Genomic DNA, 19,781 nt, shown 5'->3' on the forward strand with positions numbered 1-19,781 from the left:
TACCAGATATAAAATTATACATTTATGGAAGAACAAAACCAATCAGATGATCAATACGGAAGAGCTAGAGTACAAAATACTCCAGAACTAGAAGCATATTATAAAGAATTAGAAAATCTTGGTGCTGGTGCATTATGGACAGTTGCCAATGATATAGAACCTTGGGAACCTAAATCCAATTCTGTTCCTATGCTGTGGAAATATGATGATTTACGTGATTTAGTCTTAAAATCATCTGAACTAGTAACACCTGAGCAAGCTGGAAGAAGAGTTGTCTATTTAGTCAATGATAAAAGAAAAGACGTTGCAGCTGTTGTAGGTTGGTTATATTCAGGCATTCAAATTACACGACCAGGAGAAAGCACTTCGGCTCATAAACACAAAGCCTCTGCCCTACGTTTCATTATGGAAGGAGAAGGTGGTTATACCGTTGTAGATGGAAATAAAATTACGTTTGAAGTAAATGATTTTGTGATTACACCAAACTCCACTTGGCATGAACATGGTGTTGATCCAAATGGAAAAACTTGTATTTGGCAAGACGGATTAGATATTCCTTTAATAAATGCTCTAGAAGCGAATGATTATGCTGTCTTTGATGGTAAACAACCTTTAGATGTTCCCTTGAACTATTCTCCTATCAATTATGGAACTGCTGGAATAATTCCTGCTGATAAAGTTTGGGACAAACCTTATTCTCCTTTATTCAAATTTTCTTGGAAAAAAGTATACCCTGCTTTAGTTGAAGCTTCAAAAAGCAATAAAATTAACCCTTTTGATGGTGTTATTATGCAATATTCTAACCCTATGACAGGAGGACACGTAATGCAAACTATGGGTGCAGCTATGCAACTTTTACCTGCTGGTTTTAAAGGAAAAGCTCATAAACATACTGGTTCGTTTGTATATCAATGTGCAAAAGGAAAAGGATACACAATCATTGATGGAAAACGATTCGATTGGAAAACACGTGATATTTTCTGTGTTCCATCATGGGCTTGGCATGAACATCATAACGCATCAGAAACTGAAGATGCTTGTTTGTTTAATTTTAATGATTTACCCGTTATTGAAAAACTAGGCTTATATCAAGGAAAAGAATACACTGAAAACGATGGATTTCAAATAATTAAATAATAATTTCAAGAGCAATAATCAATTAAAATTAGAATGGGGAAAAAATTAACTGTATATATGATTGATGGAACTGCTTATGGTCCAAGATTGAGTGAAATTGGTAATTGGGTTGGAAAAGCTATATATAGTCCAAGAGCTTCTATAAATAAAATTATGAATAGAAGTGAATTTGATAATCCTGGGATTTATTGTTTAAAAGGCGATCCTACTGATGATGCTTTTGATGAAAAAATATATATTGGTGAAGCAGAAAACATAAAAAATAGATTAAAACAACATTTAAGCGACCCAAATAAAGACTTTAAGGAATTAATTTTCTTTGTTAGTAAGGATGAGTTATTAACTAAAACACAAATTAGATATTTAGAGTCAAGATTAGTACAAATTGCGATAGAAGCTAAAACTGCTCAAATTGATAATGGAAACTCTCCGAGTTTACCAACATTGCATGAGGCTGATATTTCAGATATGGAATATTTCCTTGAACAAATCAAACTAATTTTACCTGTAATGGGTTTTAAATTTTTAATATCTTCAACTGTCAAACAATCTGATGAAAATCAAACAGAAAATATTAATTCCATTCATGAAACATATTTCATCAAAACAAAAACTTTCAAGGCTTCAATGAAAGAAACTGATCAAGGTTATATTGTAACTAAAGGTAGTGAAGCTAAAAAAGAGCTTTCAGAATCTTGTACTGAAACCTATGTAAATATGAGAAGAAAATTAGTTGAAACTGAAATAATGATTGAAGATAAAGGTAAATTAATCTTTGTGGAAGATACTGTTTTTAATAGCCCTAGTGCTGCTTCAAATATGATTTTAGGAAGGAATTCAAATGGATTCACTGAATGGGTCAATAAAAATGGTCAAACATTCAGAGATGTTCAAGAAATAACAAATGCAAATAATGTATAAACAATAATTTAAAAAAATTAAAAACTGTTAACTTATAACAGCAAACTTAAAAAATATGAAACTACTTACTTATAAAACAGAAACTTCAGAACCAAGACTAGGCTTTATTTATAACAAACAAATTATTGACATGGAAGATTTTGGAGATATTTCCAATTTCCCATTGCCAAGTGATATGTTAGAACTAATTGATATGGGATTTGAAGTCATTTATGAAATTAATAATCTAATAGAAGATACAACAGAAAAACAATTAGCTCAAATTAGTTATAAGATGGAAGAAATAACTATTTTAGCACCTATTCCTTATCCTAGAAAAAACATCATTGGAATTGGATTAAATTATACTGAACATGTTGCGGAAAGTGCAAGAACATTAGATACTGCAAAAGAATTACCACAACAACCTGTTATTTTTTCAAAACCTCCTACAACTGTTACAGCAACAAATACTGATATTTTATTAAATAGAAACCTTACGAATCAATTAGATTGGGAAGTAGAATTAGCTGTTGTAATCAGTAAAAAAGGGAAATATGTTTCTAAAGCCGATGCACTAGATCATGTTTTCGGATATACCGTTATCAATGATATTTCAGCAAGAGATTGCCGTCGTTCAGGACAATGGATTGTTTCTAAAGGACAAGATACTTTTGCACCAATGGGACCAATTATAGTAACCAAAGATGAAATTGAAAATCCTCAAAACTTAGATTTATCTTTAAAAGTAAATGGTATTGAAAAACAAAATTCAAATACTAAGTTTATGCTTTTTAACATTAATGATTTAATTGAAGATTTAAGTACGGTTTTTACATTAGAAGCAGGCGATATCATTGCAACCGGAACTCCTGCTGGTGTAGGAGCTGGAAGAAACCCGCAAGAATGGTTGAAAGATGGCGATATAATTGAGGCTACAGTTGAAGGAATTGGAACTATTGTAAATACGGTAAAAGAGATTTAATACACACTTTAACTAATTGAATGCTTCTTTTGGAAAACACCTTGTCTTCCAGAATGCAGTTAAAAAACTAGAATCCCAATAAAAACCTTATAATGAAAAAAATTGTATTATCACTACTTCTTATTATCAGCCTAAAAAATAATGCTCAAGTTACTGATGTTGTCACCAACATCGATTGGCCACAAGATATAATAACCCACAATAATGATTTGTACATCGTTGAACGTTCAGGACAACGAATAATAAAAACTGATCTTACAGATGCAACTCATCAGATTACAACTTTAGTATCAGGAATGATAAATATGTATGGTGTTGCTATTCATACTAATTATTTATACTTTTCACAAAATACTACTGATAAAATCTTTAGAATAGATTTAACAGCAACTAACCCCACTCCAGAATTAGTGCTCTCAAATGCTCTTGGTGCTTATTCAATAGCTTTCAAAGGAGATGAATTATATATTTGTGAAAGATCTAATAATAAAATTGTAAAAATTAATGTCACAGAATCAAATCCTGTTAAAACTGATGTAGTAACTATAAATACACCAGAAGGTTTGTTTTTTAATGGAGATGATTTGTATGTTTCTGGGAATAATGATTATAAAATTTATAAAGTTGATACGAATAACCCAAATCCTACAGCTACAGTTTTAACTGCTCTTTCTTATGGTATACATGCACAAGGAATGACTGTATACAATAATGAACTCTATTTTACGCAAGCTAATGTTGCAAGGGTTTCTAAGATAGATCTATCAGTTGCAAATGCTTCACCTGAAATTGTAGTTGATAGTGGCTTAAATGGCCCTAGAGCTTTAGCTATCTCTGGTAGTAATTTATTCATTTCAGATTCTTCTGGAGATAAAATATCCCAATTACAATTGGGGACATTAAGTATACATGAAAACACTATAGCGGATCAATCATTAAGTCTTGTTCCAAATCCTGCTAATAATGTAATACAGGTTCGTGGATTACAAGAATTAACAAATTATAGTATTTATTCTTATTTAGGGAAAAAAATTAGTTCTGGCAATACTAATAACAATACATTTATAAACATTGAATCTCTAGAAAAAGGAGTCTATTTCATTCATTTAGAAGCTACTAAATCTACATTACAATTTATAAAAATATAAAAATGAAAAAATACAGAATAGGTCAAATTGTTCCTTCTTCAAATATAACGATGGAAACCGAAATACCAGCAATCTTTCGTTCTCGCGAAACTATTTTACCAGAACGTTTTACGTTTCACAGTAGTAGAATGCGAATGAAAAAAGTAACCAAAGAAGAACTCGAAGCAATGGATGCCATGAGTTTAAAATGTGCACAAGAGCTTTCAGATGCTCATGTGGATGTTATGGGTTATGCGTGCTTGGTAGCGATTATGAGTATGGGACGTGGTTATCATTGTGTTTCCGAAGTAAATCTACATCAAGAAACAATTGCAAATGATTTCCCTACTCCTATTGTAACTTCTGCTGGAGCTTTAATTAATGGACTAAAAGTATTAGGTGCAAAACAAATTTCAATTATTACACCTTATATGAGACCTTTAACCAATATGGTTGTTGATTATATTGAACACCAAGGCATAAAAGTAAAAGAAAGTATTGCTTTAGAAATTCCTGATAATTTAGAGGTAGCCGCTCAAAATCCGATGAATTTATTAGAGATTTACAAACAATTAGACTTAACAAATGTAGACGTATTGGTCGTTTCTGCCTGTGTGCAAATGCCTTCTTTAGAAGCTATTGACATCATTCAATCAGAATGTGGTATTCCTGTAACATCTGCTGCTGTTTGTACTACTTATGAAATGATGAAAAAAATTGGCATTGAAGCTAAATCTACTATTGGTGGAGAATTGTTAAGTGGAAAATATTAAACAATACTTCTTATAAAAAAAATGCTGCTCAAAAAGAAAATATAGTTATTCTTTTTGAGCAGCATTTCTAATTTTATAAATAGGTTACAATTATTTTTTAACAAACTTATTACTAGAGATTATTTTTCCTCCTTTATAAATTTTAATAAAATATACCCCTTCATTCAAATCTGAAATAGTAATAGCTCTCTCTTTTGATGTAATTACTTTTTTCCCTTGCAAATTATAAATTTCTACAGTATCGAAATTACTTTTAGAATGAACATTTAAAACCGAAGATACTGGATTTGGATATATTACAAATAAATCTTTATTTTCTAAATTATTATCCTTCATTTTACCAAAACCTAATTCACCATTTGGATCAAGTACTACTGTATCATGATAAATAACATTTGTTGTTTTTGTTGTTGTACAACCAGTATTCACATCTGTAACTACAACAGTATAAGGATAAACACCGTTTTGAGTCTTAACGATTCCTATTTCATTAGCTGTACTTATTACAGTACTTGTTGTCGTTGTTCCTTCATACCATTTGTAAGTATAATTTCCTGCTGGTAATCCTTTTACTTTCCTAGTGGTAGGTTGGCCTAATTGGTTAATCATATTTACACCAAAATTAAAGCTTGGTCCACCTTTCACAATAATTCTCATCGTTTTCTCAAACCAACCATTGGAAGCACCAGAATTTATAGCTAATTTTACTCTATATTCTACTGTAGTTCCTTCTGGAGCAGTGAAATTATATCCTCCAAGAGTATTATATACTTGTGATAAATCAATTGGTGCATCAGATGGCAATCCAGAGTACCAATTATTAACCCATTGTGAAGTATTTCCATTTGCATCTCTTTTATGTATTTCGATAAAGTAATTAAAAGGCAAATAAGTATCTACTGTACCTGTAGCATCTAAAATTACCGATTCACCACTACAAGTAAAAATACCAATATTAGTATCTGCACTTAACCCATTCAATGCCATACCTACATTACTTGGTCCAACTAGGCTTGGGTTGCCATTACTTTCTATAACTACATCGTCTAAAAACAAATCCATGTTTCTCATTGTAAAATTACTCGTTGGAATATCTATATAAGGAGCAAAAACTAATTGCGTATAATTTTTCGCTGGTGTAAATGTAAATGTTACAGTAGACCAAGTATTAATAGAAGGTGATGTTATATTCTTTACCACTTGAATATCTGTATATGGAAAAATTGTATTTACAGAATTATTAAGGTTAAGATCCATCTCTTGAGGAGAACTTAATGAAATATTATGATTAGGCTTCGCATCATTAGTAGCCATAATGTACAAATGATCGAATACTCCTTTTGTTAACATTTTAAAACTAACAGTATAAGTTACTCCTTGCTTCATTGGATAATACATATAAAAAGTTTGTCCTTCTCTATTCCATTTACCCATATGAGTTATTTTATGGTATGCATGCGCAAATCGGTTTCCAGTAGGAGCATTTACTTGTGCAAAACCACTAGCTTCTGATCTTGGTGATCCTGTTATAGTATACCAACTTGGTCCTAAATTATTTTGCTTAAATCCATCATAATTAGAAACTGTAGTTGTTTGTGTACCATAAATATTTTCAAATCCTCCATTAATTAATTGATAAGGCTGTGCATTTGAAAATAAACTGGCAAGAAGCAAACTCGTAATGATTAATTTTTTCATTGTAATATATTTTATTTATTTATATCACAAAATTAGAGCTAGCAATAGGATTAGTTCCGAGTTACTCAACCTGTTTCATAAAGGTTTATTCACCCTTTCTTATTATTTAAGAATAATGGTTGATAGTTAGTAATAGACTTTATATCAAAAAAAAAAGCGACCTGAATATCTTCAGATCGCTTTCATTTTATTAGGTCAAAAATTACTCCACAATTGTCATTTCATCAACAATGTTTTTCGCTCCTGAGAAATTCTCAATTACCCATAACACATAACGGATGTCAACATTGATTGTACGTTGTAAGTTTTTATCAAAAATAACATCACCAGCCATAGCTTCAATGTTTCCATCAAATGCTAAACCAATTAATTCTCCTTTACCATTTAATACTGGAGAACCTGAATTTCCTCCTGTAATATCGTTATCAGTTAAGAAATTTACGTGTAAAGAACCATCTTTATCCGCAAAACGACCAAACTCTTTTTTAGCATTCATTTCTAATACTCTAGTAGGTAAATCAAATTCTAAATCTCCCTTCTTGTATTTTTTAACTTGTCCTTCTAACGTTGTGTAGTTATTAATCGTTGCATCATTACGTTTGTCTGTTGGCAATGCACGAACTTTTCCATAAGTTAAACGTAAAGTTGAATTAGCATCTGGATATTTAATCTCTCCTATTTTAGACTCTCTTAAACCTTCTACTAATAAACGGAAAGAAGCTCCAAAATCATTTTGTGCTTTTACTAATTCATCACTTTTCGACAAGTAATGATTCAATAAATCATTAGTTAAAGCATATAATGAATCATTTTTAAGTGATTCTTCTGATGGTGTATCTAAAAATGCTTTTACTTTATCAACAGAAGTAAAAATACTTGAATCAAAAGCTTCATTTACATATTTTGTAAAATCGCCATTGTTTTCTTTCGCTAATTTTATAACTATTGGTGCTAAAGTATAACCTGCTTTCTTATTATATAAACTCAATTGAGCTGCTAAAATATCTTTTTCCGCAGGAATATGTAATTCTTTATGCATTGCTTCAGCCATTTCTATAATCATTGGAGCCATTTGTGCTCTCTTTGTAGCATCTGCTTTTGTATAAATATCTAATTGTCTTCCTAAGCCTCTAGCAACTGTTCCAAAAGCCGATGTTCTAAATAACTGCATTAAATAGTTATCATGTTGTGCTTTTTCATTAGTCATTGCATAATACGCATTAATTGTAGGCACTACATTTCCGTATTTTGCTTTATTTGCTTTCTTGTTTGCCCATTTGTGAAATTTAGCTTCTTGAGCTGCTTTTGTTTTAGCTGTACCAAACTTTGATAACGCATCAATCATTCCTTGACGGTTTTTCCAATAGTTGGCAACACCTGCAAATTTAGAAGCATAAATAAGATTTAACGCATCACTTTGCACCATGTATTTTTTCATGTTATCCATTCCAGTTTTTGAACCTTCAACCCAAGCTGGATAAGCAAATTTTACATTTTGTTCAATTCCACCAGCAGGCATCCAACGGTTTGTTCTTCCTGGGTAACCTAAAATCATAGCAAAGTCATTTTCTTGAACTCCACCAATATTTACTGGTAAATGGTGTTTTGGTTGTAAAGGTATATTACTAGTTGCATATTCTGCTGGATTACCATTAGCATCTGCATATACTCTAAACATTGAGAAATCGGCTGTATGACGTGGCCATTCCCAGTTGTCTGTATCTCCACCAAATTTACCTAAACTTTCTGGTGGTGTTCCTACTAAACGAACGTCTTTATAATCTTGATATACAAAATAATAATACTCATTTCCTTGAAAAAACGGACGAACAGAAACAGTATATTTCCCTCCTTCATTATTTTCTTTTTCAATTTTTGCAATTTCTGCATTGATAGCTTTTTCTCTATCTGCTTCACTCATATTCGGATTTACAACCGATAATATTCTTTTTGAGCAATCATCCATACGAACAAAGAAACGTACGTATAAGCTAGAAGGTTTTAACTCTTCTGCTCTATTTTTTGCCCAATAACCATCTTTTAAATAATTTTTTTCTGCTGATGATAATTCTGCAATAGCATCGTATCCACAGTGATGATTTGTTAAAACTAAACCGTCTTTTGAAATCATTTCTGCAGTACATCCACCATTAAATTGTACAATCGCATCTTTTAAACTGTGATTGTTAATACTGTAAATTTCTTCAGCCGTTAATTGCAAGCCCATTTTTTGCATGTCGCGGTGATTTAATCGTTCAATAAACATTAAAAACCACATTCCTTCGTCCGCTTTTACCGAAAAAGGTACAAGCATACAAAATGCAATAAGCGATAATAAAACTTTTTTCATATTATAATATTTCTTTAGTTCTGCGAAGATAATTTTTTTAAAAAAGATTGGTATAATTATCTTAAATAAAAATGAGACATTAAGATAATATTAACGTATAGACGTTCATTTTTATAAATCACAACAAACAACACAAACCAATAATAAAAACGCTTTGTTTGTTATTATTCGAAAATTAAAAGTGTTAATAGAATTACTGATAAAACAATTAACTATTAAACTATATCCTATTAAAGCATACTTCACAAAGTGTTAATTTTGTATTATCTATAGTTTTAATACTTTCTACCGCATCTGTCATAACACATTTTTTATTGGAACAATGTGGTAAACCCAGATTATGCCCAAATTCATGAACCGCAACTTTTTTCAATCTTGTAAAATGAATCATAGAATTTTTATGTTGCAATCGAAAAGTGGAAACAATACAACTATTTCCTGGACAATAAGCTAATCCCATAATTCCCCAATCTTCATATTTGTACTTTGGTTCTCTTGTTTTTCCCGATTTATCTTTTTTAGTTGTAGATATATCGCTTTGAGTTATACCTATAATAAAATCTAGAGTGTCTGCTTTAGCTTTATTCTGAATTTTAATGATACTATCGGCTCTATATCTAGCTGACTTGATTTGGATAAAAGCCTCTTTTGGTAATTTAATTTCAGGCAATACAATTGTTTTAACTTTATAAAATTCGGAAATTGTTATTGCAATAGTATCTGCTTTACCTTTTGAAAAACCAGCATAAGGCTGAATTCCTACTATTGTATTTTTATTTAATCCACGTGTACACGAACAAAGCATTATTATAATGGAACAAAAAAAGAATCTAATTACCATTTTTATTATTATTTATAATTGATATACTAAAAATTAAAAGTATTAAATAAAATTAACACAGTATTAAAAATATTAAAATCGCACAATACAATAAAAAAATTGTCGCAATTACACCTATATAATGTCATAATTATAGACTATTAGTTACATAAAGAATATGGATATTTGTAATAAGATTTTTTATATTTATAAATACAAAACTAAATAATACCTAAAAACAGCAACGTGTAATGAATGCTATGTTGCAAATGAAAAAAATAGATTGCCAAAAATTAAAAAATGTATACAATGAAAACTAAAATTAAAATTACAACACTTGTAAATGCCTCAAAAGAGAAAGTTTGGCGTTACTGGACAGAACCTAAACATATTATAAAATGGAACAATGCTTCCGAAGATTGGCATACTCCAAAAGCAGAAAATGATTTTACTGTTGGAGGAAAATTTGTTTATACTATGGCCTCAAAAGATGGATCAATGAGTTTTGATTTTGGAGGAACTTATAACGAAATAGAAACAAATGAAAAAATAGTATATACTATTGATGACAATAGAATTGTTGAAATCCTATTTGAATCTACTGATGATCAAATAAAAATAACAGAGACTTTTGAAGCTGAGACACAAAATCCAATTGAAATGCAACAAACAGGTTGGCAAGCTATTTTAGATAATTTTAAAAACTATACAGAAAACAATTAAACTATACATATCATGGGAAAAGTATCAATTTATTTAAATTTTCAAGGCAAAACAGAAGAAGCATTTAATTTCTACAAAACAATCTTTAAAACGGAATTTATAGGGAAAATTATGTACAACAAAGATGTTCCTATACAAGAAGGAATGCCTCCATTCCCTGAAAGTGAGCAAAACAAAGTAATGCATGTATGTTTACCTATTTTAGGAGGAACTCATTTAATGGCAACAGATATGTTAGAATCAATGGGACATAAAGTCATTATTGGAAATAATACTAGTATAAATTTAGAACCCGATTCAAAAGAAGAAACAGATCGTTTATTCAATTTATTATCTGAAGGAGCTACAGAAATTCAACCTATGCAAGATATGTTTTGGGGTGATTATTGGGGTTGCTGTTTAGACAAATTTGGAATCCGATGGATGTTTAATTATACTTATCCACAAAAATAGAATAACACTATAATAAAAACTGTGTAAGTCAGAAATAATCGCTTACACAGTTTTTTAAGTATTATGAAAGAGTATATTCTTATTATTACCCATTTGTTCTTCTACTACTTAATTTATACTTCATTACATCTTTTGTGAATGTTGTATTTTGAGTATTCAAGTAATTCAATTCAGAAACAATCTCTGGTTTCTTCTCTATCAGTTGTGCTACCACTTCATAGGTTATCGTTCGTATTTTTTTATTAATAGTATTATTTTTTCCAAACTGATTTTTAATTACTTGAATAAAAGTTTCTCTATTATTCACATTTGTTTTAGTATCATAAATTATCTGAATTTCTTCTTCTAAAGATGTTTTTTGTTCTAAATGCTGAAAATAAATTGTTAAACATTCTTGCCTTTGCAGATTCTTGTCCCAACCATCTAATAATAATTCTTGCGCTTCTTTAGGTGCTTTTATCTTTTCTCGTAAAATTTGTGCGGCCTTTACATACTGCCCTCTGTTTACACTATCATCGGTAACTTTATAATAGGCTTTATGTGCTCTTTCTATATCGTTTAAATTGACATACATATCGCCCACTTTTTCAAAGTTATTAGTCTTTTCATATAAACGTAACGCTTCTGTATATGCTTTTCCTTTTTCAAAACATTCTGCTGCTTTGGTTTCGTTTTTTAAGTATTTTAAATTAATTGTTGCTGCTTCTATATACAACTCACCATCATACAAAACATTAACCGCAGTATAATTATCTTTTAACAATTTCATGTATACATGAGCGGCTTTTTTATATTCTTTTTGTGCAACATATTCTTCTGCTAAACTTCTATATTTTTGTTCAATTTTATTAAAAACACTGGTTTCTAACAATACATTTGAACCCAAACCATTATCTGATCTATTAATACTTTCTCCTGAATTACTTAATCTCTTTAATACTTTATACAAGACCAGAGAAATTACAACTGTTGTAAGCATTAAAATTACAAAATCATTACTTCCTAAATAGAATCCAGAAATTAAAGAATATATTACTTTAGTGAGGAGGATTATGAATACTACATCCATAACCTTCTTTTCGAAAGAACGTTTATTTTCCATCTTTGTCTTTATCTTTAAATATATCTTTTTCTATATTGAACAAATCATTAATTAACGTAGCTATAAAAATTAAAGTCAATATAGAATACCATTTTGTAAGTCCAAAGTTAGCATACATAAAACTAATTAAATAATACAATGAAACCACAAGAATCAAAAGCATTAGTACTTTATTTATTGTAGCTGATTTTCCTTTAAAATCGAACTTGGATCGCATCCCTAAACGAATGATACCACCAATACAAATTGCAACAAATAGAAAAAGTACAAACTTATTACCCGTTGAGGATACTAAATAATCATCGGACAAGCTTTTTGAATGGGAAATGCTGTAATTAGCAAAATACTTAATAATGTTAAACATAAAGAAAACCCCTATAACTAGTAAAATAATATTCACAATCTTTGAACTTTTTTCACTCGCATTTTGAGCAATTGGATTGCCAGCATTATCTGTCCAACCAAAAAAGCGAGAAAAAGATTCTTTAAAACTACCTCCAAATTGAAACACTCCAGCGTTATCTCCTCTAGATGTACCTAAAGTATCTAAGGGTATTGCATATTTCATCGCTAATTCTGGATTTTTATCCATAAAAGCTAAAAACTTCTCCATTTCTTTTTTATTACCTGCTATTAGTTTTTTCATATCGAAAGGTAATTTTTCTAACTGTTCTTCTTCTGTTAACGGATTTTCTAATGCTTCTAAAATGGTCGCTTCATCATATTCCACATGAACCGAACGCAATTGTTTTGGAATAAAAATACCTGAATGAGGTGTTTTTAGCCTTACATTAATTTTTCTAAAAGGATTTAAAATTGTTACCCAATCAATCGCTTCTTCTAGTTCGATTAAACCCAATTCTGGATGTAAAAAATGATAATGCTCTCCCAAAATTTTATTCCCTTCTTCTTTAGATAAAAAAGGAGCAATTATAGCATATTCTGGAATAAATACTTTTTCTTCATACAGTTGTACTTGTAAATGAGCATGCTCCTTCTCAATTGTATTTACAGGAAGTACAACCAAACAACCATATAGTTCGTTTGCTACTGAACTAGGAATTGGATAACAAGCATAGGAAGCGATAGCAATACCCAACTCTTGCAGGTTTTGCAACCATACCAAAGGAGTATTGCCTTTTATCACAATTCCTGCAATAGGATATTTGTTTCTTTTATACGGTTGTAACGTTAGCTTCATGTTCTATAATATACTGAATGAATGGTTTGTAGTATTTATCGTGGAATTCTTGTACTTCAATAATTTTTAAATCATTTTTTTCTGGTAAAAAATAAGGATTACCTACAAATATTTCATCGGTTGACATTGCTGTTTTAAAATCTAAAACAAATGGAATATACATTTTTGGAATACTGGTATTACTGCTTTCTAATTCTAAAATTCCATTATTACTTTTAATAATACTTCCATCTTTAGACATGAAATGCGTTGTTTCAATATAACAAGTCGCTCCTAAATTTTCTAAATCAGCCTTTATACTTTGCGCTTCAACATTAGTTAAATTCTCTTGTATTACCATTATTTCAGTTTTGAATTCAAATATTTCAGTTTTAGTTAAATTCAATTTATGAATAAAATATTGTACTACTTTAGATCTATTGTTTCCATGCTTTTTTAATAGTAATGAAACACGTTCTTCAAAATAAATTGTGTCTTCGGTATAACCTTCATAACCATCAAAAAAAGTAACTTCATGCAACTGTTTACCATTAATAATAAGCAAATTATTACTTATCTTAATTTCCTTAAATCGTTTGAGTAAAGTATATTTTTTAGTATTGTTTCTAAAATTGTACACAAACTCCTTATTTTTAATCACATATCCCTTAAAGCACTCTTTTACAGCATCGTGAGCCGTTACAATACAATCGTACGCATCGGTAATTTTGTAAAATAATTCCCCATCTGAAAGATAAATATTGTTTTCCTTTGAAAAAAGGATTAACGGATTTATGGTATTAACTGTTATTACCTTAGCTTCAGTAGTTTTCCGTTCCAAATCATAGTAATAAAGTGTTTTTTCTTCGGCTATCCAATTTACTAAAAATAAGACTCCTTTTTTATCTTTGTACAACGAATATTGCCCTGTAATAAAAGGAATAGCACTCGCTATTTTTGCAAAACCTTTACTGAGTGGTTCTTCTTGAAAAGCAAACAAACTGGTATTAAAATACAAATAGAATTGCCCTTCATAATGAAATACATTATTATAATTTCGTTCTACAGGATATAAAATAGGCACTTCTCCTTGATTCCTACTCTTAATTACTCTAGTTTGTAATACTGGTTTTTTACTCCATAATTCTTCTAAAGGCAATTGTATCTTTTTTATATGTTTTCTTACCTTATTTTTTACTTTATAAGTATCAATTACTCCAGAAGCAGTAGTTGTGACGATGAAATTAATCTTATCAAAATGTTCGTTAATTACTTTAGTAAAAGGTATTGATTCAAAGTTTTCTTCTTGAGTAAACACGAATAATTCTACCTCCTTAAGACTTCCGTATTCTTTTTCAAAATACTGCTCTAAACCTTCTCCTCCATCTAATCCTCCACTCAATTGTTGCAAACTAGCAATTACTTGGCTTACTGTATCTATTTTTATTGGTGTATATTGCTTACCAAAGGCATATACCACACATTCGATATCGGTTTTTGGATGTTTTGCAATCGCTAAAGCTGTAGCAAAAGCTACTATTTTTGGGTTTCCCCAATTTTTTAACGAAACATCGAGCAACAAAACACGTACTTTCTTATTGTCTTGTGGTGGAATTTCTCGTTGAATGTATAAGGCTTCATTATTAGCCAAACGCGACATGAAAACCATGTCATCATTGGCAAACTCAGACAATAACAACTTATCGAAATCACCTTTATTCGTTAAATCAGAAACACCTCCTATAGGTTGTTGACTTGGTACATTATGATGAAATGGAATATTCAATCCAGACCAAATGCGTTGTATTAAACTACCTACTTGAAACGTTTTTTGTTCTTGAATTAGTTCTTCTATAAAATCAATTGTCTTGTTCGACTCTAAAGGTTGAGAAACTTCTTCTTCTAATACTTCTTCTATTTTTTCAGGTTCAGGTAAAGCTGTTAATGCTTTGAGTAAAGATTCTTTAGTAGGAAACTTTTGTTTTAATAAAGCAATCGTTCTAAAGTCCTTTATAAAATTGGCATCATTGAAAGGAATTGATCCAATTATCTCTAAATAATCTGATTTAATATCTTTAAAATCACTAATTAGCTTCTTAGCAGTTTCACTACCAACTCTATTATGGCATTTTTCAAAAATGGTTTTAAAAAGTAAAATACGATTATCACCTGTTTTGTACTCTTCAGGTAAACTCGCTAATATTTTTAAAAAATCAAAAGCAGCACCTACTCGATACAAATTAGCATTAGGAAATGAACTAGCCCGTTCCTTCGATTTAGCATAATGATGTAAAGTAACTAATAAAGCTTCACTATTTGAATTGGTAGCTACAATAGCTAACAACAATGAACCAAAAGGTGGAATACAATCATCCGAAAGTAATTCTAAAACTTCTGTAACATATTCTTTATACGCTATCGATGTACCATCTAATGATTCAAAAACGTAACGAAAATTATCAGCTTCGTCAAAATGGAAATTACATTTCCAAAAGTAATCCTCATATTGTTGAAAATATTTATTAAAATCCATTTTTTTATTCGTTTACCGTTAGTCGAAACGAGCTAAGGCTTAAAGGTTTACAATCACTCAAAGGAATAGACAAATAGCTGTTATTATTTTGAAACAAAAGCATACTGTCATTATTCGGGTTGAGTTGTTTTTTTATAATTGGAAACAAAACATCAAATTCCAAGGCATAACCTGTTGGAAACAAACAATTGTCTTTTAACCAATACGTTTGTCCTTTAATAGGTAACAAAGGTGTACCTAAAAACAATATGCTATCTTCAATGATTATCCATTTTAAATTCTGCAAACGTACTTGCGGTAGTGTTTCAATATACCCTTTTACATTTTCCAATTTAGTGATTACTCCATAAGGCTTTTGTTCGGCTTCACTTTTTACTATCTTGATGTCTATTTTGTCATGAATACCAAAATAATTCATATTGTATTTCGGTAAATCAATAGGCAAAGCATTCAAAATAGGCATCCACAACAAAGCAGAAGGTAATTTTTTCGTAGGTACTAATTTGTCCTTACGAAACAACAATTGCTCTTTCAATTCATACACTATAATGTGCGGAATTTGTAGCAAAACGACATCGTTAATTTGCAAAGGAGTAAAGTCTTTAATAAAAGCCCTTTCTCCTTCAAAAGCCAATTTCAAATTGTCCCAATGACGTATAGGAGCTAAATATTCCAAATGACTTTTATGTAATTCCACATAGTACATTACGCAAATGTTTTAAGCATTTTCTGCCACAATTGTTCAATTTCCTCTTGAATGTATTTCTTTTGTTCTGGGTTTTTAATCCAATCACAACGGGTTTGCACATAGCGCAATTTATCTTTTATGATATTCTGCTCTTCAAAAGACAAGGTACCGTCGTTCCATTTCTCTGACAAATACTTCACTTCTTTCATTACCTCTTCTGCATCAGGAACTTTATTATAAACTGCTTGTGGATGGGCTTTTTCACTAGTATCTTTTTCAATCACATGATTCACAATACCTTCCAAAACCTCAACTTGTTCTTCGGTGTCCCAAATGTATTTCAACACCCACAAATCCGATAAAATAGCAGTGTCCCTACCACAAATAAAAGCACTTGCCGCAATTAAATTTTGAATTTTAACCGCTCTACGGTCGGAAACATTGATTCCTGCATTACGCAACGAATGAATTAAATCGACATATTCTTTACGAATAGGTGACAAATCTACTTTTCGTGTTGCTGCTTGCAATTCTCTCACTTCATCTGCTTTTATAGTTGGAGTTGTTTCATCTGTTTTATTTTCTAATTTCCAACCCGCTAAAAGTACTTCGTTCAATAAATCAGGATCTACATAATCACATTTTACGCGAAGTAAAAAACGGTCTAGCAAAGCGTTTAATGCTTCGTCTTCTGGTAATAGATTACTCGCTCCCACAAACATTAAGGCTGGCAATTTCTTTGTTTCTTTACCTCTACGGAATATTTTTTCGTTCAAAGCCATCAATAAACTATTCAAAATAGCCGAATTGGCATTGAAAATTTCATCTAAAAAAACCATAGACGCTTCTGGCATCATGGCTTCGGTATTGGTAACCAATTCACCGTCTTTTAACTTTCGAATATCAAAAGGACCAAAAATTTCATTTGGTTCTGTAAAACGGGTTAATAGGTATTCGAAGTTTTTACCGTCTTCGATACCATTAGATAAAGCTCTAACAATAGCACTCTTTGCTGTTCCAGGAGGACCTAACAAAAAAGCATTTTCTCTAGCCAATAAACTTATACCAAGCAAATCGACAATTTCGTTTTTACCGATGAAGGTTTCTTTTATATGTTTTAAAAGGGCGTTTAAAGTATGTAGTGTGTTCATTTATATCAATAATAATTTACAATTCGTTCCAAAAAATCGTTTTATAATCGCCAAAATTGGCTAAAAGCAAGGGTTTAATTACTTCTAAACTTCCTCTATTTTTATCTTTCTTTTCCGTTACTCTATCTAAAAATAATTGCGTTAAACAAGAATCGGATAAAACAATACTTAAGTCTATATTTTCTAAATTCATTTCATATCCTATTCCAGAATAAGGAAACTGTTTTAGTTTTTGTTCTAATACAGGAAGAATCACATCATCTGCATCCATGTGTTGTAATTGTAAAAGCAATTGCGGTAAAAAGCGCAAACACAAATCGGCTGAAAGCATTGCAGAAGGCGTCATAGGTTTGCCAAAATCTGGAAACAACGTACTTATTTTACTAGCTGTATCTTCTCTATTTAAGACCAATTGCGTTGTAAAATATACTATCTTACTTCCCCACAAAGCTGCAACTTCATCAAAATCAGGAGCTTGAAAAGGATAATTGAGTTTCTCTTTTTCATATTCATCCCTGAGAAGTTCAATAACTTCCTTTTCTTCTTCTTTTGAAATATCCAACTTCTTATCATAGATAATCGCATGTTCTCTAGAACGCAAATGATAGATAGTATCTAAAAAGGGTATTTTTTTGTCGGTCATTACTCCTCCTTCGTTATCTGATCCATTAATTTCAATAAATATGGCAGTCTATACTCTCCAAACATATTTTTAATATGATGAGCTACGACTTCTTTCTCTAAACCAATAGCAGATACAAACAACGGATTTTTACTTTCTCCTCGTAAAATTTCAACTACAGTTTCAGTGTTGCTTTGAAAGGATGTTTTTGCCATTCCAATAATGGGAAATTTTTTATCCAAGGCTTCATACAAATGACCTCCTAAACCATATTTTCCATCATTATCTACATAAATATGCCCGTCAATAATAATTGCTTCCAATTCTTCTAAGGAAACTTCTTCTAAGGCATTCATAATACAAGGCAATTCTCTTTTGTAAAAAGAACCCGGTTCATACTCCATCACGTCTTTTGTAATATGTGTCACTACATTACTAGGGGTTTCACTTTGCCAATTTTCAAAAAATAGCAAAACGGTTTTGGCATAATCAGTTTTATAATGAACGTCTATCGTTAAAATCATATTCTGTAAGGTTAATAAAAACAAATATATAGTATTTGTTCAATTTTCAAATTATTTTTAGACTAATTATACTACAAATAAAACCTTTACCAAAGAAAATCTAATGATAGAAAACTTCAGTAAAGGCACATCAAGAGTATTTTATTATAGTAATCCTAATAGCTAATGACTATTCACTAAGAACTAACTACTAAGGACTAATCACTCATTCTCAAGACACCAATGCAGTATCTTAGCAATATTCTTGGCATCATCTACACCTCTGTGGTGTGTGCCTTCTAATGGAATATTTAAAATGTCCAACGCTCCGTTCATACCTACTTTTTTATTCAGTCCTTTCACTTCACTAAACAATTCTTTTACGTTAATGTGATGACTTCCCATAGGGTAACTAATTTTCCTGTAGGAACATTGTTTTTTAAGCATGTTCAAATCGTACTGACCATAACTTGCCCAAGTGTATTGATCGGGTTGGTATTCCTGTTCCAGCATTTCAATGGCATCTTCAAAAGACATTCCTTCATTATCCAATAATTCTTGCGTAATTGTGGTCAGTTCTGTACAAAACGGACTTACCGTTGAATGTTCTGGTTTAATAAGGATTCCTTTATTTTTAGTAATCGCTCCAGAAAGAGTATCTAATTCACAAATACCTATTTCTATTATTTCATTAACTTGCCCTTTAGGTACTGGACCGTTCCAGCAAGTTGCTTCTAAATCTATGATGATTATTTTTTCTGTTGTTTTCATTTTTTATTTTTCATTGCTATAAAGATGGAATCAAATGCTATTGCATTTTTGTTTTTCTCATTCTTTACTTTCATTTCATCTAATTTTACTTTAGCCATGTGTTTATGTATATCATCCAAAAAAGCATTTTTTGGTGGTTTACTATTAACATTTAAGTTACTTAAGCCTACTATACTAGTCACCATACCTATTATTTGTATGGCATGAACTATTCCATGAACTATATTTTTATTTGTATTCTCTTTTTTCATTATTTCTAAGGTTA

General features: G+C 30.6%; 19 protein-coding genes. 7 read left to right on the forward strand and 12 right to left on the reverse strand.

Going from position 1 to position 19,781, the window contains the following annotated elements; all coding sequences use genetic code 11:
- Window positions 1-24: 24 nt before the first annotated feature.
- The 5 genes from LXD69_RS15395 to LXD69_RS15415 all read left to right on the forward strand — a co-directional run bounded on the left by LXD69_RS15395 (window position 25) and on the right by LXD69_RS15415 (window position 4,922).
- Window positions 25-1,137, forward strand: a complete 1,113-nt coding sequence (locus tag LXD69_RS15395) for a cupin domain-containing protein (protein ID WP_246916037.1) — start codon at window positions 25-27, stop codon at window positions 1,135-1,137.
- A 33-nt stretch (window positions 1,138-1,170) separates the two neighbouring features.
- The gene (locus LXD69_RS15400; RefSeq protein WP_045971384.1) at window positions 1,171-2,058 is read left to right on the forward strand and encodes a GIY-YIG nuclease family protein; all 888 of its coding nucleotides are present in this window, start codon (window positions 1,171-1,173) and stop codon (window positions 2,056-2,058) included.
- A gap of 55 nt (window positions 2,059-2,113) precedes the next feature.
- Entirely contained in the window at window positions 2,114-3,022 is a 909-nt protein-coding gene (locus LXD69_RS15405) for a fumarylacetoacetate hydrolase family protein (protein ID WP_045971386.1), read from the forward strand.
- A 92-nt stretch (window positions 3,023-3,114) separates the two neighbouring features.
- Window positions 3,115-4,170: a DUF6923 family protein gene (locus LXD69_RS15410; RefSeq protein ID WP_246916039.1), complete on the forward strand. Its 1,056-nt coding sequence runs from the start codon at window positions 3,115-3,117 to the stop codon at window positions 4,168-4,170.
- A 2-nt stretch (window positions 4,171-4,172) separates the two neighbouring features.
- Complete coding sequence (locus LXD69_RS15415; protein ID WP_317236303.1) at window positions 4,173-4,922, forward strand: maleate cis-trans isomerase family protein; 750 nt, start codon at window positions 4,173-4,175, stop codon at window positions 4,920-4,922.
- Between the two features lie 90 nt (window positions 4,923-5,012).
- Here the strand turns inward: LXD69_RS15415 and LXD69_RS15420 are convergent, their stop codons facing one another.
- From LXD69_RS15420 to LXD69_RS15430, 3 genes are all read right to left on the reverse strand, one after another.
- On the reverse strand, window positions 5,013-6,620 hold the full coding sequence (locus LXD69_RS15420; protein WP_246916041.1) for a T9SS type A sorting domain-containing protein: 1,608 nt from the start codon (window positions 6,618-6,620) through the stop codon (window positions 5,013-5,015).
- Window positions 6,621-6,822: 202 nt separating this feature from the next.
- Window positions 6,823-8,970 carry a S46 family peptidase gene (locus LXD69_RS15425; protein ID WP_246916043.1) on the reverse strand — a complete coding sequence of 716 codons (2,148 nt, stop codon included), beginning with the start codon at window positions 8,968-8,970 and terminating at the stop codon, window positions 6,823-6,825.
- A gap of 220 nt (window positions 8,971-9,190) precedes the next feature.
- Window positions 9,191-9,811 carry a matrixin family metalloprotease gene (locus tag LXD69_RS15430; RefSeq protein ID WP_246916044.1) on the reverse strand — a complete coding sequence of 207 codons (621 nt, stop codon included), beginning with the start codon at window positions 9,809-9,811 and terminating at the stop codon, window positions 9,191-9,193.
- A gap of 288 nt (window positions 9,812-10,099) precedes the next feature.
- Between LXD69_RS15430 and LXD69_RS15435 the strand changes: the two genes are divergently transcribed.
- Both LXD69_RS15435 and LXD69_RS15440 read left to right on the forward strand, forming a co-directional pair.
- Window positions 10,100-10,513, forward strand: a complete 414-nt coding sequence (locus tag LXD69_RS15435) for an SRPBCC family protein (RefSeq protein WP_246916046.1) — start codon at window positions 10,100-10,102, stop codon at window positions 10,511-10,513.
- Between the two features lie 12 nt (window positions 10,514-10,525).
- Complete coding sequence (locus LXD69_RS15440; RefSeq protein ID WP_045971396.1) at window positions 10,526-10,966, forward strand: VOC family protein; 441 nt, start codon at window positions 10,526-10,528, stop codon at window positions 10,964-10,966.
- A gap of 85 nt (window positions 10,967-11,051) precedes the next feature.
- Here LXD69_RS15440 and LXD69_RS15445 read toward each other — a convergent pair whose 3' ends face one another.
- From LXD69_RS15445 to LXD69_RS15485, 9 genes are all read right to left on the reverse strand, one after another.
- The gene (locus tag LXD69_RS15445; RefSeq protein WP_246916047.1) at window positions 11,052-12,068 is read right to left on the reverse strand and encodes a tetratricopeptide repeat protein; all 1,017 of its coding nucleotides are present in this window, start codon (window positions 12,066-12,068) and stop codon (window positions 11,052-11,054) included.
- Window positions 12,058-13,269 carry a hypothetical protein gene (locus LXD69_RS15450; protein ID WP_246916048.1) on the reverse strand — a complete coding sequence of 404 codons (1,212 nt, stop codon included), beginning with the start codon at window positions 13,267-13,269 and terminating at the stop codon, window positions 12,058-12,060. Before LXD69_RS15450 ends, LXD69_RS15445 begins: the two co-directional genes overlap by 11 nt.
- Window positions 13,244-15,781: a hypothetical protein gene (locus LXD69_RS15455; RefSeq protein WP_052705351.1), complete on the reverse strand. Its 2,538-nt coding sequence runs from the start codon at window positions 15,779-15,781 to the stop codon at window positions 13,244-13,246. Before LXD69_RS15455 ends, LXD69_RS15450 begins: the two co-directional genes overlap by 26 nt.
- A gap of 4 nt (window positions 15,782-15,785) precedes the next feature.
- Entirely contained in the window at window positions 15,786-16,487 is a 702-nt protein-coding gene (locus LXD69_RS15460; RefSeq protein WP_246916049.1) for a hypothetical protein, read from the reverse strand.
- Window positions 16,487-17,620 (reverse strand): AAA family ATPase, encoded by a 1,134-nt coding sequence (locus LXD69_RS15465; protein ID WP_045971405.1) that lies wholly within the window; start codon window positions 17,618-17,620, stop codon window positions 16,487-16,489. The genes LXD69_RS15460 and LXD69_RS15465 overlap by 1 nt, the downstream gene beginning before the upstream one ends.
- A 16-nt stretch (window positions 17,621-17,636) precedes the next feature.
- Window positions 17,637-18,263 carry a hypothetical protein gene (locus LXD69_RS15470; RefSeq protein ID WP_246916050.1) on the reverse strand — a complete coding sequence of 209 codons (627 nt, stop codon included), beginning with the start codon at window positions 18,261-18,263 and terminating at the stop codon, window positions 17,637-17,639.
- A complete protein-coding gene (locus LXD69_RS15475) occupies window positions 18,263-18,766 on the reverse strand; it encodes an endonuclease V (RefSeq protein WP_246916051.1) in 504 nt (167 codons plus the stop codon). Before LXD69_RS15475 ends, LXD69_RS15470 begins: the two co-directional genes overlap by 1 nt.
- 201 nt (window positions 18,767-18,967) lie before the next feature.
- Window positions 18,968-19,516: a 3'-5' exonuclease gene (locus tag LXD69_RS15480; RefSeq protein ID WP_246916052.1), complete on the reverse strand. Its 549-nt coding sequence runs from the start codon at window positions 19,514-19,516 to the stop codon at window positions 18,968-18,970.
- On the reverse strand, window positions 19,513-19,767 hold the full coding sequence (locus tag LXD69_RS15485) for a hypothetical protein (protein ID WP_045971411.1): 255 nt from the start codon (window positions 19,765-19,767) through the stop codon (window positions 19,513-19,515). The genes LXD69_RS15480 and LXD69_RS15485 overlap by 4 nt, the downstream gene beginning before the upstream one ends.
- Window positions 19,768-19,781: the final 14 nt, after the last annotated feature.

The organism is Flavobacterium sediminilitoris (assembly GCF_023008245.1).
Taxonomy (GTDB): Bacteria; Bacteroidota; Bacteroidia; order Flavobacteriales; family Flavobacteriaceae; genus Flavobacterium; species Flavobacterium sediminilitoris.

Excerpts from the sequence above, each read along its gene's own strand:
- LXD69_RS15425 (WP_246916043.1), bottom strand. The coding sequence starts at position 8,970 with ATGAAAAAAGTTTTATTATCGCTTATTGCATTTTGTATGCTTGTACCT.
- LXD69_RS15460 (WP_246916049.1), bottom strand. The coding sequence starts at position 16,487 with ATGTACTATGTGGAATTACATAAAAGTCATTTGGAATATTTAGCTCCT.
- LXD69_RS15450 (WP_246916048.1), bottom strand. The coding sequence starts at position 13,269 with ATGAAGCTAACGTTACAACCGTATAAAAGAAACAAATATCCTATTGCA.
- LXD69_RS15395 (WP_246916037.1), top strand. The coding sequence starts at position 25 with ATGGAAGAACAAAACCAATCAGATGATCAATACGGAAGAGCTAGAGTA.
- LXD69_RS15465 (WP_045971405.1), bottom strand. The coding sequence starts at position 17,620 with ATGAACACACTACATACTTTAAACGCCCTTTTAAAACATATAAAAGAA.
- LXD69_RS15485 (WP_045971411.1), bottom strand. The coding sequence starts at position 19,767 with ATGAAAAAAGAGAATACAAATAAAAATATAGTTCATGGAATAGTTCAT.
- LXD69_RS15440 (WP_045971396.1), top strand. The coding sequence starts at position 10,526 with ATGGGAAAAGTATCAATTTATTTAAATTTTCAAGGCAAAACAGAAGAA.
- LXD69_RS15445 (WP_246916047.1), bottom strand. The coding sequence starts at position 12,068 with ATGGAAAATAAACGTTCTTTCGAAAAGAAGGTTATGGATGTAGTATTC.
- LXD69_RS15480 (WP_246916052.1), bottom strand. The coding sequence starts at position 19,516 with ATGAAAACAACAGAAAAAATAATCATCATAGATTTAGAAGCAACTTGC.
- LXD69_RS15420 (WP_246916041.1), bottom strand. The coding sequence starts at position 6,620 with ATGAAAAAATTAATCATTACGAGTTTGCTTCTTGCCAGTTTATTTTCA.
- LXD69_RS15430 (WP_246916044.1), bottom strand. The coding sequence starts at position 9,811 with ATGGTAATTAGATTCTTTTTTTGTTCCATTATAATAATGCTTTGTTCG.
- LXD69_RS15405 (WP_045971386.1), top strand. The coding sequence starts at position 2,114 with ATGAAACTACTTACTTATAAAACAGAAACTTCAGAACCAAGACTAGGC.
- LXD69_RS15455 (WP_052705351.1), bottom strand. The coding sequence starts at position 15,781 with ATGGATTTTAATAAATATTTTCAACAATATGAGGATTACTTTTGGAAA.
- LXD69_RS15410 (WP_246916039.1), top strand. The coding sequence starts at position 3,115 with ATGAAAAAAATTGTATTATCACTACTTCTTATTATCAGCCTAAAAAAT.
- LXD69_RS15475 (WP_246916051.1), bottom strand. The coding sequence starts at position 18,766 with ATGATTTTAACGATAGACGTTCATTATAAAACTGATTATGCCAAAACC.
- LXD69_RS15470 (WP_246916050.1), bottom strand. The coding sequence starts at position 18,263 with ATGACCGACAAAAAAATACCCTTTTTAGATACTATCTATCATTTGCGT.
- LXD69_RS15435 (WP_246916046.1), top strand. The coding sequence starts at position 10,100 with ATGAAAACTAAAATTAAAATTACAACACTTGTAAATGCCTCAAAAGAG.
- LXD69_RS15415 (WP_317236303.1), top strand. The coding sequence starts at position 4,173 with ATGAAAAAATACAGAATAGGTCAAATTGTTCCTTCTTCAAATATAACG.
- LXD69_RS15400 (WP_045971384.1), top strand. The coding sequence starts at position 1,171 with ATGGGGAAAAAATTAACTGTATATATGATTGATGGAACTGCTTATGGT.